The organism is Serratia sp. BW106 (assembly GCF_002607755.1).
GTDB lineage: Bacteria > Pseudomonadota > Gammaproteobacteria > Enterobacterales > Enterobacteriaceae > Serratia > Serratia proteamaculans.
Genome location: NZ_MCGS01000021.1, coordinates 186,521 through 199,824 on the forward strand (window position 1 = coordinate 186,521; position 13,304 = coordinate 199,824).

The following is a 13,304-nucleotide window of genomic DNA, read 5'->3' on the forward strand; positions in this document are numbered from 1 at the left end:
TTTATGAAAATGATTTTTCGCGTTGTGACTTTGCTTGTTGTTTCTTTCTGTTCCCTCAACGCTTATGCCGCTGAACAAAGCAGTGAAGAGACAGAGAATGTTTTATCCAGGGTTAACAATTTCTCTTTGGGAATGAATGGGTTTGTTGGCATTGGCAGCGTTGGCGAAACCGAGTTAATAAAAATCCTAACCTACCAGGATGCGGGAGCCGTTTTCTTGCGTATTGCCAATAACCCGCAGGCAACGCCAGAAGCTAAACTTTATGCTGCCTGTGGTTTAAAAAAGCTAAATAACAACGATGGCGAACCCAGGTTTACCCAAGAGTGGGATAAAGAAGTTTCGGTATTGAAAGGGGATGTTTTAAGGAAAGAAAAGTTTAAAGATATCTATTTCAGTATCTTAAAACATGGGTGCTGGTGAGTGTATTAACCTCCCTTTAACCCGCCGGATGAGATTTACTGCATCCGGCCTCATGGCACCGCGTATTGCCTGGCTTCCCCTGCCAGCGCATCATTGCTCAAATTGTCACCGAAACTTCCCGCGATCTCTTATCCCCGTTATGGCATAATGCGCGCCAAATCACATTCCTAATGATATGAAGAGCGAGCGCTGTGTTAAGCACTAACAACATTACTATGCAGTTTGGCAGTAAGCCGCTGTTTGAAAACATCTCTGTTAAATTTGGTGGCGGTAACCGCTATGGTTTGATCGGGGCTAACGGCTGCGGCAAATCCACCTTTATGAAAATCCTGGGCGGCGACCTGGCATCGAGCGGCGGCAACGTGTTCCTCGATCCGAACGAGCGTCTGGGTAAACTGCGTCAGGATCAGTTCGCTTTTGAGCAATACAGCGTGCTGGACACCGTCATCATGGGCCACCATGAGCTGTGGGCAGTGAAGGAAGAGCGTGACCGTATTTACGCTATGGCCGAAATGAGCGAAGAAGACGGCTATAAAGTAGCCGATCTGGAAGTCGCTTACGGCGAGATGGACGGTTACACCGCCGAAGCACGTGCCGGCGAACTGCTGCTCGGCGTAGGCATCCCGGTTGAACAGCATTATGGCCCGATGAGCGAAATCGCACCGGGCTTCAAACTGCGCGTGTTGCTGGCGCAGGCGCTGTTCTCCGATCCAGAAATCCTGTTGCTCGACGAACCAACCAACAACCTGGACATCGATACCATTCGCTGGCTGGAGCAGGTGCTGAACGAGCGTAACAGCACCATGGTTATCATTTCGCACGACCGTCACTTCCTGAACATGGTGTGTACACACATGGCGGATTTGGACTACGGCGAACTGCGCGTGTATCCGGGCAACTATGACGAATACATGACGGCGGCAACCCAGTCGCGTGAACGTCTGATGGCGGATAACGCCAAGAAAAAGGCACAGATTAACGAACTGCAGTCGTTCGTTAGCCGCTTCAGCGCCAACGCCTCCAAATCCAAACAGGCGACTTCACGTGCCCGCCAGATCGACAAGATCCAGCTGGAAGAAGTGAAGGCTTCAAGCCGTCAGAACCCGTTCATCCGTTTCGACCAGGACAAAAAACTGTTCCGTAACGCGCTGGAAGTGGAAGCACTGACCAAAGGCTTCGACAACGGCCCGTTGTTCAGCAAACTCAACCTGATGGTTGAAGTGGGCGAGAAAGTCGCGGTGCTGGGCCCGAACGGTGTTGGTAAGTCGACCCTGCTGAAAGCGCTGGTTGGCGATGCTCAACCGGACAGCGGCAGCGTGAAATGGTCTGAAAACGCCAAGATCGGTTACTACGCTCAGGATCACGAATACGAATTCGATGACACCCTGACGGTATTCGATTGGATGAGCCAGTGGAAGCAGGAAAAAGACGACGAGCAGGCAGTTCGCAGCGTGCTGGGTCGTTTGCTGTTCAGCCAGGACGACATCAAGAAGAAAGTGAAGGTGTTGTCAGGGGGTGAGAAGGGCCGCATGTTATTCGGCAAGCTGATGATGCAGCGTCCTAACATCCTGATTATGGATGAACCAACCAACCACCTGGATATGGAATCCATCGAGTCGCTGAACATGGCGTTGGAAATGTATGAAGGCACCCTGATCTTCGTTTCCCACGACCGTGAGTTCGTTAGCTCGCTGGCGACCCGCGTACTGGAAATGACACCGACCAAGGTGATCGACTTTACCGGTAACTACGAAGACTATCTGCGTAGCCAGGGTATCGTCTAACTCTCTGGTAGGGGCGCGTTATACGCGCCCGCAAAAATAACCAGTGATAATCGAAGGCGGGAGCACTCCCGCCTTTTTTATGTATGTTATTCCCCGCCACACACCTCGCACTGCGGATTTTTCGGCAGCTTCATTTCACGAAATTGCATCGTCATGGCATCAAACATCAGCAGTTTGCCGGTGAGCGGCTGGCCGTATTGCGTCAGCAGTTTGATGGCCTCCATGGCTTGCAAGGTGCCGATGGTGCCCACCAGCGGGGCCATTACACCGGCTTCGACGCAGGTCAGGGCGTTATCGCCGAATAACCGGCTCAGACAACGGTAGCAAGGTTCATCAGGCTGGTAGGTGAAAACGCTCAGCTGCCCCTCCATACGGATCGCCGCGCCGGACACCAGCGGTTTGCGTTGCGCATGGCACAGGCGATTCAGCAGGTCGCGCGTTGCTACGTTGTCGGTACAGTCCAGCACCAGATCGCAGGCGGCAATCTGTGCCGCCATCTGAGAGTCGTCCAACTGCCCGTCAACGGCGTCAATGTGGATATGCGGATTGATGGCGCTCAGTTCGATACGCGCCGATTCCACTTTCGCCATGCCAACGCGTGCGTCGCGGTGCAGGATCTGGCGTTGCAGGTTGGAAAGCGAAACGGTGTCGAAATCAACCAGCGTCAGGTGACCGACGCCCGCCGCAGCCAAATAGGGCGCGGCGGCGCAACCCAATCCACCGAGGCCGACAATCAGTACCCGTGCGGCCTTCAGCTTTTCCTGGCCGTCGAAGTCGAAGCCGCGCAGGATAATCTGGCGGTTGTAGCGCAGCGCTTCGGCATCGGTTAATTCCGGCAGCATGTTCAGCTCCTCAGCAGGGCGTTGAAGGGCTCAATGTCCACCATTTCGCCCGTCGCCACTGAGCCACGGTCGCGCTCCAGCACGATAAAGCAGTTGCCCTGGCTGAACGAGCTGAAGACGTGCGAGCCCTGATGACCGGTGCTGCTCACTTCCAACTCACCCTGGGCGTTGCTGGTAAATACGCCGCGCTGGAAATCGAGACGGCCCGGTGCTTTCTTCAAGGGAGTTAATGCGCGCGCTTGCAGACGCGGTGGCAACTGCCAGTCGCTGTAACCGGCCAGCTTTGCCAACAGCGGTTGCACCAGTTGGTAGAAGGTCAGGGCGGCGGAAACCGGGTTGCCCGGCAGGCCGCAGAACCAGGCGTGTTTCAGCTTGCCGAAGGCAAAGGGCTTACCCGGTTTGATCGCCAGCTTCCAGAAGCTGACTTCGCCCAGCTCATCGAGCATCTGCTTGGTGTAGTCGGCTTCACCGACCGAAACGCCACCGCTGCTGATCACCACGTCGGCTTGACTGTCCGCCTGCTCGAAAGCGGCGCGCAGCGCTTCTTGATTGTCGCGGATAATGCCCAGATCGATCACCTCGCAGCCCAGTTGCTCCAGCATCAGGCGCACCGCAAAGCGGTTGGTATCGTAGATTTGACCTGCCTGCAGCGGTTGACCGACCGGTTGTAACTCGTCACCGGTGGAGAACACCGCGACTTTCAGTTTGCGCATCACCTGGACTTCGGCGACGCCGAGCGAGGCCAGCAACGGCAACTGTGCCGCGCCCAACCTGACGCCAGCGGGTAACACCCCGGCACCCAGGCGAATATCTTCCCCCGCCAGACGGATATTTTGCCCGGCTTGCACTTCGGCCGTGAAGCGTACTCCGGCATCACTCACCTCGGCCTGCTCCTGCATGATCACCGCTTCGGCGCCAACAGGGATAGGGGCGCCGGTCATGATGCGCACGCAGGTGTTGGCTGGCCAGTCACCGTTGAATGGCGCACCGGCAAAGGCTTTGCCCGCCACGGGCAGCGGGGCATTGGCCTGCAAGTCGGCGAGGCGCACGGCGTAACCGTCCATCGCCGAATTGGCAAACGGAGGGACATCAATAGGGGAAATCACCGCTGCGGCTGTAATACGGCCGGCGGCGGCGGTCAGGGCAATGGATTCGGTCTGCTGCAGGGGAGAGAGCTGGCTGAGCATCTTCTCCAGCGCCTGCTCCAGGGAAATGAGATCGGAAGTATGGCAATGATCCATTGAGAGAACTCCGTAATCAGGGTGCGCGAAATTTTCGGCAAAGTGGGGGTATTATGAAGGATGCTATGCTGAAGTAAACAACAGGAGACCGTGATGCACAGACAGGTATTAGACTTCTGGTTCGACGAGATCGAACCGGCAATGTGGTTCAAAAAGGATGATGAATTTGATCGCCTGCTGCATACCCGCTTTGGCCAGATTTGGCAGGCCGCCGCTGCCGGTGAACTGGCGCACTGGCGAGAAACCATTGAGGGGCGATTGGCGGAGGTGATCGTGCTCGATCAGTTCAGCCGCAATCTGTTCCGTGGCACGCCCGGTTCATTTGCCAGCGACTGTATGGCGCTGGTGTTGGCGCAGGAAGCGGTGCGCAGCGGGCAGTGTGAACAGCTCAGCCGGGAACAGCGGGGTTTTCTCTATCTGCCGTTTATGCACTCGGAGTCGGCGCTGATCCATCAGCAGGCGCTGGCGTTGTATACCGAACTGGATAATGGCGATCAGCTGGAGTTTGAATTGCGACATAAAGCCATTATTGACCGTTTTGGCCGTTACCCGCACCGTAATGCGATATTAGGCCGCGTCTCAACCCCGGAAGAAGAAGCATTTCTGTTGCTGCCGGGCTCCGGGTTCTAAATATTATCATCTGCGTTCAGCCTGCTGAAAAACAGCAGGTTGAACCTGTGACAGCTTAATATACAGAGATATCGGTTATTTCTCCGGATAATAGTTGTCTATCTGCCCAGTGCTTTTACCAAAAATCCCAACCGTTATTTACGGTGTTTTCGCTCTATTCTAACTGACTGTTTTTATTCCATTAAGCTATTTCAATGTGCGAAATAATCTAAGCGAACTACGCTAAATGCTGAGTAGTGACTTAATGCTTTACATAGAATGTCGGGCTAAATATAGTCGGGAAAAGAAAAAATAATTAATTATCAGCCCGGGAACGGTGTGGGGTTGGCAGGTTTAACACAGGGTGTCAGGCAAATGAGCAAACCAGTGATTGCCATTCACGGCGGTGCGGGTGCAATTACCCGTACGGCGCTGAGTGCTGAAAAAGAACAAGAGTATATTCAGGCGTTATCCGGCATTGTCGCCGCAGGTCAGCAGATCCTCGCCCAGGGTGGCAGCGCATTGGATGCGGTGACTGAAGCGGTGCGGTTGCTGGAAGAGTGCCCGTTATTCAATGCCGGTAAAGGCTCGGTGTTCACTCATCAGGGTACCCATGAACTGGATGCCTGCGTGATGGACGGACGCACCTGTGATGCCGGTGCCGTTGCGGGTGTCAGCCGGATACGCAATCCGATACTGGCTGCGCGTGCGGTGTTGGAAAACAGCCAGCATGTGCTGTTCGCCGGCGAGGGTGCCGAAAAGTTTGCCACTGCCCACGGCCTGGAAATGGTCGCCCCTGACTTCTTCTTTACCCAATCACGTTTTGACCAACTGCACCGCGCTCAGGCGGAGCTGGGACGAGTGTTGCTCGATCACGACGGTGCTGAGCCGATCGACCCCGACAGTAAGTTTGGCACCGTGGGTGCGGTGGCGTTGGACGCCCTGGGCAATTTGGCGGCGGCGACCTCGACCGGTGGCATGACCAACAAACAGGCCGGTCGGGTCGGCGATACGCCGATAATCGGCGCCGGCTGTTACGCCAATAATGCCACGGTGGCGGTCTCCAGCACCGGCACCGGTGAAATATTCATGCGCGGCGTGGCGGCCTATGACGTTTCCGCGTTGATGGAATACGCCGGTCTCAGCCTGCAGCAGGCCAGCGACCGGGTAGTGATGGAAAAACTGCTGGCGATGGGCGGTAGCGGCGGGATGATCGCCATCGACAGCCAGGGTAACGTGGCGCTGCCTTTTAACAGTGAAGGGATGTACCGCGGGTTTGGTTATGTCGGCGATGCGCCGTCCGTAGGGATTTATCGCTAACCGATCACCAGGAGGGTGCATGACCGATACCTTGATGCCGCCCACGGCCGACGCTGGGCTATGGTTGCCGCCACAACGCGTACTTTCAGTATGCGATCTCAGTATTCAGTTTCATCAACAGGGTGACACCCTGGATGCGGTGCGCAACCTGTCATTCGATGTCGATCGCGGTGAAACGCTGGCGATCGTCGGCGAATCCGGCTCGGGCAAATCCGTCACCTCGCTGGCCTTGATGCGGCTGGTGGAACAGGGCGGTGGCAATATCGTCAGCGGTGCCATGCCCTTCCGTCGGCGCAACGGTGAGGTGCTTGATTTGGCCCGTGCCCGCCAGGGGACGCTGCGGACGGTACGCGGTGCCGATATGGCGATGATTTTTCAGGAGCCCATGACCTCACTGAATCCGGTATTCCCGGTGGGTGAGCAGATCGCCGAATCCCTGCGTCTGCATCAGGCGATGGATCATCGGGCTGCCAAACAAGCCGCCTTGCAGATGCTCGATCTGGTCCGCATTCCCGAAGCCAAAGACGTGCTTAACCGCTACCCGCATCAACTTTCTGGCGGCATGCGCCAGCGAGTGATGATCGCCATGGCGCTGTCTTGTAAACCGGCATTATTGATTGCCGACGAACCGACCACCGCGCTGGATGTCACTATTCAGGCGCAGATCCTGCAGCTCATCCGCGTGCTGCAGCAGGAAATGCAGATGGGGGTCATTTTCATCACCCACGACATGGGCGTGGTGGCGGAGATTGCCGACCGGGTCCTGGTGATGCGTCAGGGGGAACGGGTGGAGCAGGGACCGGTGCGCGAGCTGTTTGCCGCACCGCAACAGCCCTACACCCAGGCCTTGTTGGCAGCGGTACCGAAGCTGGGTTCGATGGCACAACAAGATTTTCCGGCCAAATTTCCGTTGCCGAACGGGGCGGACAATGGCGGCCCACAGGATACCGTGCCGCCCGGTGCGGCGCCGATCCTGCGGGTGGAGAATTTGGTGACGCGCTTTGATCTGCGCAGCGGCATTCTGAACCGGGTCACCCGCCGGGTACACGCGGTGGAAAACGTCAGTTTCGATCTCTACCCCGGTGAAACCCTGGGGCTGGTGGGGGAGTCCGGCTGCGGCAAGTCCACCACCGGCCGATCCTTGCTGAAGCTGGTGGACAGTCAGCGCGGCACCATTACCTTTGACGGTCGCCAGATCAATCAGTTGAAAGGCCCGGCGTTGCAGCATCTGCGGCGGGATATCCAGTTTATCTTCCAGGATCCTTATGCCTCGCTCGATCCGCGTCTGACCGTCGGCTTCTCGATTATGGAACCGCTGCTGGTGCATAACGTGGCACGCGGCAAGGCCGCACAAGAACGGGTCGATTGGCTGCTGGAGCGCGTCGGATTGAAACCCGAACACGCACGTCGCTACCCGCATGAGTTCTCTGGCGGGCAACGACAGCGAGTCTGCATTGCGCGCGCGCTGGCACTCAACCCAAAAGTGGTGATCGCTGATGAATCGGTATCGGCGCTCGATGTGTCGATTCAGGCGCAGATCGTCAACCTGTTGCTCGATTTACAGCGTGAGTTTGGCATTGCCTTTCTGTTTATCTCACATGATATGGCGGTGGTGGAGCGTATCAGCCATCGCGTTGCGGTGATGTACCTCGGGCAGATTGTCGAGATTGGCCCGCGCCGTGCGGTGTTTGATAACCCGCAGCACGCCTACACCCGCAAGCTGATGGCAGCAGTACCGGTGGCCGATCCGGCCCATGCTCACCAACGCCAGCCGCTGCTGGTCGATGAAATTCCCAGCCCGATCCGCGCGCTGGGCGATGAACCCGTTACCGCACCGCTGGTGCAGGTTGGCCCCGGGCACTTTGTTGCCCGTCATCCGATCGCCGGTGCCTTTTAATGACCTCAGGAGATGCAAGCACCATGAAGCACACATTCAAACGTAAGGCATTAGCGGCCGTCGTGCTGTTGGCGGCGGTGGGCGCAGGCCCGGCCTGGGCGGCGAAAGATGCGGTGATCGCCGTCGCGTCCAATTTCACCACGCTTGACCCGTATGACGCCAACGACACGCTGTCGCAGGCGGTGGCCAAATCCTTCTATCAGGGTCTGTTCGGCTTTGACAAGGACATGAAGCTGGTAAACGTGCTGGCGGACAGCTACGAGGTGAGCCCAGACGGCCTGACTTACACCGTCAAGCTGCATCCGGGAGTGAAATTCCATGACGGCAGCGAATTTAACGCCGAAGCGGTGAAGGTTAACCTGGATCGTGCCAGCAACCCGGACAACCACCTCAAGCGTTACAACCTGTTCAAGATGATCGACAAAACCGAAGTGGTGGATGCTACAACGGTCAAGATCGTGCTGAAAGCGCCATTCTCGGCGTTTATCAATAACCTGGCGCACCCAGCGGCGGTGATCATTTCCCCGGCGGCGCTGAAGCAGTATGGCAAAGAGATTGGTTTCCATCCGGTCGGTACCGGCCCTTACCAGTTCGTGACCTGGAACCAGACCGATTTCGTCAAGGTGAAGAAGTTTGACGGTTACTGGAAGCCGGGGCTGCCGAAACTCGACAGCATCACCTGGCGGCCGATCGTGGATAACAATACCCGCGCGGCGATGTTGCAGACCGGCGAAGCGACCTTTGCTTTCCCGATCCCTTATGAGCAGGCCAAGGTGCTGGAAGGCAATGCCAAGCTTGATCTGGTGGCGGCCCCTTCTATCCTGCAACGCTATATCAGCCTGAACGTCACCCAGAAGCCGTTTGATAATCTGAAAGTGCGGCAGGCGCTGAACTACGCCATCAACAAAGATGCGCTGATCAAGGTGGCGTTCTCCGGCTACGCGGTACCGGCAGAAGGTCCAGTGCCGCCGGCGATAGACTTTGCTACCCGTTATAAGCCATGGCCATACGATCCGGCCAAGGCGCGCGAACTGCTGAAGGAAGCAGGCTACCCGAACGGCTTCACCACCACCCTGTGGTCGTCGCATAACCATAGCACCGCGCAGAAAGTCCTGCAGTTTGCCCAGCAGCAGTTGGCGCAGGTAGGGGTAAAAGTGACGGTGACGGCGATGGATGCCGGTCAACGTGCGGCACAGGTGGAAAGCGTTGGGGTGAAAGACACCGGCGTGCGGATGTTCTATACCGGCTGGTCTGCGTCAACCGGTGAGGCGGATTGGGCGCTGTCGCCGCTGTTCTCTACCCAGGCGGCACCACCCAAGCAGTTCAACACCGCGTTCTACAGTAACCCACAGGTGGACCAGGATCTGACCGGTGCGCTGGCGACCACCGATCGCGGCGAGAAGCAAAAACTGTACAAGGACGCGCAGGATCGCATCTGGGCTGATGCGCCGTGGATCTTCCTGGCGACCGAGCGTTTGCTGTCGGCCAACAACAAACAGTTGAGTGGTTTCTATGTAATGCCGGATACCTCGTTCAACTTTGATAATGCCGACCTTAAATAAGGCGCCAATCCCCGCTCTCATTGAGGGCGGGGTGAGGGGACTCACCCGAGATGCTTAATTATTTTCTGAAACGACTGCTGGGGTTGATCCCGACGCTGCTGATTGTCGCGGTGCTGGTGTTTCTGTTCGTCCATATGTTGCCCGGCGATCCGGCGCGGCTGGCGGCAGGGCCGGAGGCCGACGAGGCGGTGGTGCAACTGGTACGCAAGGATCTGGGGCTCGACAAGCCGCTGCCACAGCAGTTCGTGCACTTTTTTGTCAATGCGCTGCAGGGGGATTTTGGCACCTCAATGGTCTCCAAACGCCCGGTAAGCGAAGAGATTGGCTCGCGCTTTCTGCCGACCCTGTGGCTGACCCTGACCAGCATGCTGTGGGCGACGATCTTCGGTATGGGCATCGGTATGGTGTCTGCCGTCTGGCGTAACCGCTGGCCGGACCGCCTCGGCATGACGTTAGCGGTTTCCGGCATCTCATTCCCCGCTTTTGCGCTTGGCATGCTGTTGATGCAGGTGTTCTCCGTCAACCTTGGCTGGTTGCCGACGGTGGGGGCCGACAGCTGGCGGCACTATATTCTGCCCTCGATCACGCTGGGAGCGGCGGTGGCAGCGGTAATGGCGCGTTTTACCCGTGCTTCGTTCGTCGAAGTGCTGCAGGAAGACTACATGCGTACCGCGCGCGCCAAGGGCGTACGGGAAACCGTGGTGGTGGTGAAACACGGCCTGCGTAACGCGATGATCCCGGTCGTCACCATGATGGGATTGCAGTTTGGCTTTTTGCTCGGCGGCTCGATCGTGGTGGAGAAGGTGTTCAACTGGCCAGGGCTGGGCAGGCTGCTGGTCGACTCGGTGGAGATGCGTGACTACCCGGTGATCCAGGCCGAAGTCTTGCTGTTCTCACTGGAGTTCATTCTGATTAACCTGTTGGTGGACCTGCTGTATGCGGCAATTAACCCGGCGATACGCTACAAATGAGGACGCTGGATGATTAAGTATTGGCGACGCAACGCTGCACTGAAGGCGATGCCGACGATCAACCCTAACGCGGTTCGCACGCCCTGGCATGAGTTCTGGCGGCGGTTCCGCCAACAACGCGTGGCCCTGGTCGCCGGGCTGCTGGTGCTGTTGCTGGTGGTCGCCGCGCTGTTGGCACCTTATCTGGTGCCGTTTGATGCGGAAAACTACTTTGATTATGACCGTCTGAACGAGGGACCTTCGCTGGTGCACTGGCTGGGTGTGGATTCGCTAGGCCGGGATATTTTCAGTCGCATTCTGATGGGGACCCGCATTTCATTGGCCGCCGGGGTGTTCTCGGTGCTGGTCGGCGGGCTGATCGGCACGCTGTTGGGGCTGCTGGCCGGTTATTACGAAGGCTGGTGGGATCGTATCACCATGCGAATCTGTGACGTGCTGTTCGCCTTTCCCGGCATTTTGCTGGCGATTGGCGTGGTGGCGATTATGGGCAGCGGTATGTCCAACGTGATCATCGCGGTCGCGATTTTCAGCATCCCGGCTTTTGCCCGGCTGGTGCGCGGCAATACGCTGGTATTGAAGCACCTGACTTATATCGAGTCGGCGCGCAGCATCGGTGCGTCCGACTGGACCATCATCCTGCGGCATATTCTGCCGGGGACGATTTCGTCGATTGTGGTGTATTTTACCATGCGTATCGGCACCTCGATCATCACCGCCGCCAGTCTGTCATTTCTCGGTCTGGGCGCGCAGCCGCCAACACCGGAGTGGGGCGCGATGCTCAATGAGGCGCGGGCGGATATGGTGATTGCACCGCACGTGGCGATCTTCCCCAGCCTGGCGATATTTATCACCGTACTGGCGTTCAACCTGCTGGGCGACGGGCTGCGTGACGCGCTGGATCCGAAATTAAAGGGATAGAGCAAAGCGAAAATAATAACGATTAATATACGAAGGTGTTAATCATTTAATTAAACATGACATGTTAGCATATTCGGTAAGTATACCCAATGTGCTAATCTTTTATTTTGTTATCATGTCTTTATTTTATTTAAAAGTGTTTGCATTTAATTTGTACAATTATACTATTGATATGTTTTACATCAATCTGGCTATTAAGGTTAGATAAGTTTAATTCATGGAGTGAATAATATGACGATTCGAGAGCTAACAACACAGGATCTGGCTTTGATTTCTGGGGGAAATGCTGACTCAGGTTATGAAGGTAATGGGGGACGGATGGATAGAGAAGGCCGTTATGGCGGAGCCCCTAATACCTGTGCGAATCAAGTTGGGATGAACGCTATTATTGGTGCGTTCACAGGAATGCCAGGAGGCCCATCGGCCATGCTTGGTTTATCTGTGGCTGCTGGTTTAAGCACTGCAGTGACGTGTGCAAACCAAAAATCTAACAGAGGAGATAACCGAGGTAATAATGGTGCTCTTGCTGGGAACCGTAATCCAAATAGTGTAAATGGTCAATGTCGTTGGTAGCATGTAAAAATGTCAGCCTCAAGGTTAAGTATGAAAGGGTTTTTGGCTTTTTAATTTTAGGTCTTTAGGTTGAAGTTAAATATACCAAGTCTTGCTTGGTCTGGAGTATTTAAGATTGGATATCGTTCAGTATTGTATGCGAAGATGGATAGTTCATGCATGCATATAATATAAAAGAATCTTTTGTTTCGGGTGTTAGCCTTGTGTTGACTATACTAATATTCAATGCGTCATCTTTGAGTATCACATTTGAAAATAATAATTACATTGAATTAATAATATTGATTCTTATTTTCTTTGGGTTCAGAGGTGTTTGCTTCCACCTGATTGATTTCTATCGCTGGTATAATGGTAAGTAAAGACCAATAGATCATTGATCAGCGGAACAGGTGTTCGGCGTGGAAGCGTAGGTGGTCTTCGATAAAGCTGGCGATGGTGAAGTAGCTGTGGTCGTAATCCGGTTGAATGCGCAGGGTCAGCGGCCAGACATGTTTTCGCCATGGTGTGTGGAGCACATTTGAATGGGCTAACACCGCTCCCTGGTGTTACTATCCGTTCAATAAGCCGTGTTGCTTGCACGAAGGCTATTGTGGAGGTACTGATGCCAGTAAAACAACGAACGACGCAAAGCGTTACCATGACGGTAGAACGCAGCTTGTTGAGCCGTGCACGTGAGGCGGGTATTAACCTCAGTGCTACGCTGAACGCTGCTTTGGATGCCGAATTGCGTCAGCATGAGATGAGAAAATGGAAGGAAGATAACCGAGAGGCTATTGAGGCTCTGAACCGTTTTCATGATGAACATGGCTGTTTCAGTGACGAATACAGGACGTTTTAGCGATGCAATTTACGGTATATGCAAATACAGGGAAAAGTACTGTTTACCCGCTGCTGCTTGATGTGACGAGCGATATCATCGGGCAATTAAATCGTCGAGTCGTGATCCCGTTATTGCCCATTGAAAAATACCCAGGTAGCACTCGCCCGGAACGTTTGGTCCCATTGGTCAGGCTGGTGGATGACAATGAGTACGCCGTTATGACTCATGAGATGGCCAGTATCCCCGTTCGTACCTTGGGCGCTGAATTTTGCGATGCTACCCAATACCGAACCGAGGTCAAAGCCGCAATAGATTTTCTTCTCGACGGTATTTGATTAAATCCGGGC

Annotated in this window: 13 protein-coding genes and 1 pseudogene; 11 read left to right on the plus strand and 3 right to left on the minus strand. The window is 55.4% G+C overall.

Annotated features, from left to right (window positions below):
* Positions 1 to 3: 3 nt before the first annotated feature.
* Entirely contained in the window at positions 4 to 420 is a 417-nt protein-coding gene (gene mchS3, locus BEI65_RS15480; protein WP_099064095.1) for an MchS3 family protein, read from the plus strand.
* Between the two features lie 191 nt (positions 421 to 611).
* Positions 612 to 2,204 carry an ABC-F family ATPase gene (locus BEI65_RS15485; RefSeq protein ID WP_099064096.1) on the plus strand — a complete coding sequence of 531 codons (1,593 nt, stop codon included), beginning with the start codon at positions 612 to 614 and terminating at the stop codon, positions 2,202 to 2,204.
* A gap of 86 nt (positions 2,205 to 2,290) precedes the next feature.
* On the opposite strand, the gene moeB is transcribed toward BEI65_RS15485, so the two are convergent.
* Both moeB and moeA read right to left on the minus strand, forming a co-directional pair.
* Positions 2,291 to 3,046, minus strand: coding sequence for a molybdopterin-synthase adenylyltransferase MoeB (gene moeB, locus BEI65_RS15490; RefSeq protein ID WP_099064097.1), 756 nt, complete (start codon positions 3,044 to 3,046; stop codon positions 2,291 to 2,293).
* 2 nt (positions 3,047 to 3,048) lie between these two features.
* Positions 3,049 to 4,287: a molybdopterin molybdotransferase MoeA gene (moeA, locus tag BEI65_RS15495; protein WP_099064098.1), complete on the minus strand. Its 1,239-nt coding sequence runs from the start codon at positions 4,285 to 4,287 to the stop codon at positions 3,049 to 3,051.
* 93 nt (positions 4,288 to 4,380) lie between these two features.
* On the opposite strand from moeA, the gene BEI65_RS15500 reads away from it, so the two are divergent.
* The 7 genes from BEI65_RS15500 (at position 4,381) to BEI65_RS26850 (ending at position 12,137) form a co-directional block, all read left to right on the plus strand.
* Positions 4,381 to 4,917 (plus strand): DUF924 family protein, encoded by a 537-nt coding sequence (locus tag BEI65_RS15500; RefSeq protein WP_099064099.1) that lies wholly within the window; start codon positions 4,381 to 4,383, stop codon positions 4,915 to 4,917.
* A 354-nt stretch (positions 4,918 to 5,271) separates the two neighbouring features.
* Positions 5,272 to 6,216 (plus strand): isoaspartyl peptidase/L-asparaginase family protein, encoded by a 945-nt coding sequence (locus tag BEI65_RS15505; protein WP_099064100.1) that lies wholly within the window; start codon positions 5,272 to 5,274, stop codon positions 6,214 to 6,216.
* Between the two features lie 19 nt (positions 6,217 to 6,235).
* Positions 6,236 to 8,113 (plus strand): dipeptide ABC transporter ATP-binding protein, encoded by a 1,878-nt coding sequence (locus tag BEI65_RS15510; RefSeq protein WP_099064101.1) that lies wholly within the window; start codon positions 6,236 to 6,238, stop codon positions 8,111 to 8,113.
* 23 nt (positions 8,114 to 8,136) lie between these two features.
* Complete coding sequence (gene gsiB / locus BEI65_RS15515) at positions 8,137 to 9,675, plus strand: glutathione ABC transporter substrate-binding protein GsiB (RefSeq protein ID WP_099064102.1); 1,539 nt, start codon at positions 8,137 to 8,139, stop codon at positions 9,673 to 9,675.
* Between the two features lie 50 nt (positions 9,676 to 9,725).
* Complete coding sequence (gsiC, locus tag BEI65_RS15520; RefSeq protein WP_099064103.1) at positions 9,726 to 10,646, plus strand: glutathione ABC transporter permease GsiC; 921 nt, start codon at positions 9,726 to 9,728, stop codon at positions 10,644 to 10,646.
* A 9-nt stretch (positions 10,647 to 10,655) separates the two neighbouring features.
* Positions 10,656 to 11,564, plus strand: coding sequence for a glutathione ABC transporter permease GsiD (gene gsiD / locus BEI65_RS15525; protein ID WP_099064104.1), 909 nt, complete (start codon positions 10,656 to 10,658; stop codon positions 11,562 to 11,564).
* 231 nt (positions 11,565 to 11,795) lie between these two features.
* Positions 11,796 to 12,137 carry a hypothetical protein gene (locus BEI65_RS26850; RefSeq protein ID WP_157765455.1) on the plus strand — a complete coding sequence of 114 codons (342 nt, stop codon included), beginning with the start codon at positions 11,796 to 11,798 and terminating at the stop codon, positions 12,135 to 12,137.
* A gap of 377 nt (positions 12,138 to 12,514) precedes the next feature.
* On the opposite strand, the pseudogene BEI65_RS15535 reads toward BEI65_RS26850, so the two are convergent.
* A pseudogene (locus tag BEI65_RS15535) lies at positions 12,515 to 12,634 on the minus strand (S-formylglutathione hydrolase); the annotation flags it as partial.
* Between the two features lie 104 nt (positions 12,635 to 12,738).
* On the opposite strand from BEI65_RS15535, the gene BEI65_RS15540 reads away from it, so the two are divergent.
* Positions 12,739 to 12,975, plus strand: coding sequence for a type II toxin-antitoxin system CcdA family antitoxin (locus BEI65_RS15540; RefSeq protein WP_012005987.1), 237 nt, complete (start codon positions 12,739 to 12,741; stop codon positions 12,973 to 12,975).
* A 2-nt stretch (positions 12,976 to 12,977) separates the two neighbouring features.
* A complete protein-coding gene (locus tag BEI65_RS15545) occupies positions 12,978 to 13,292 on the plus strand; it encodes a CcdB family protein (RefSeq protein ID WP_099064106.1) in 315 nt (104 codons plus the stop codon).
* Positions 13,293 to 13,304: the final 12 nt, after the last annotated feature.

What these genes read in the sequence shown, in the direction of transcription:
- BEI65_RS26850 (WP_157765455.1), top strand. Translation starts at nt 11,796, where the DNA reads ATGACGATTCGAGAGCTAACAACACAGGATCTGGCTTTGATTTCTGGG.
- BEI65_RS15500 (WP_099064099.1), top strand. Translation starts at nt 4,381, where the DNA reads ATGCACAGACAGGTATTAGACTTCTGGTTCGACGAGATCGAACCGGCA.
- BEI65_RS15510 (WP_099064101.1), top strand. Translation starts at nt 6,236, where the DNA reads ATGACCGATACCTTGATGCCGCCCACGGCCGACGCTGGGCTATGGTTG.
- mchS3 (WP_099064095.1), top strand. Translation starts at nt 4, where the DNA reads ATGAAAATGATTTTTCGCGTTGTGACTTTGCTTGTTGTTTCTTTCTGT.
- moeA (WP_099064098.1), bottom strand. Translation starts at nt 4,287, where the DNA reads ATGGATCATTGCCATACTTCCGATCTCATTTCCCTGGAGCAGGCGCTG.
- gsiB (WP_099064102.1), top strand. Translation starts at nt 8,137, where the DNA reads ATGAAGCACACATTCAAACGTAAGGCATTAGCGGCCGTCGTGCTGTTG.
- gsiD (WP_099064104.1), top strand. Translation starts at nt 10,656, where the DNA reads ATGATTAAGTATTGGCGACGCAACGCTGCACTGAAGGCGATGCCGACG.
- BEI65_RS15545 (WP_099064106.1), top strand. Translation starts at nt 12,978, where the DNA reads ATGCAATTTACGGTATATGCAAATACAGGGAAAAGTACTGTTTACCCG.
- gsiC (WP_099064103.1), top strand. Translation starts at nt 9,726, where the DNA reads ATGCTTAATTATTTTCTGAAACGACTGCTGGGGTTGATCCCGACGCTG.
- moeB (WP_099064097.1), bottom strand. Translation starts at nt 3,046, where the DNA reads ATGCTGCCGGAATTAACCGATGCCGAAGCGCTGCGCTACAACCGCCAG.
- BEI65_RS15505 (WP_099064100.1), top strand. Translation starts at nt 5,272, where the DNA reads ATGAGCAAACCAGTGATTGCCATTCACGGCGGTGCGGGTGCAATTACC.
- BEI65_RS15540 (WP_012005987.1), top strand. Translation starts at nt 12,739, where the DNA reads ATGCCAGTAAAACAACGAACGACGCAAAGCGTTACCATGACGGTAGAA.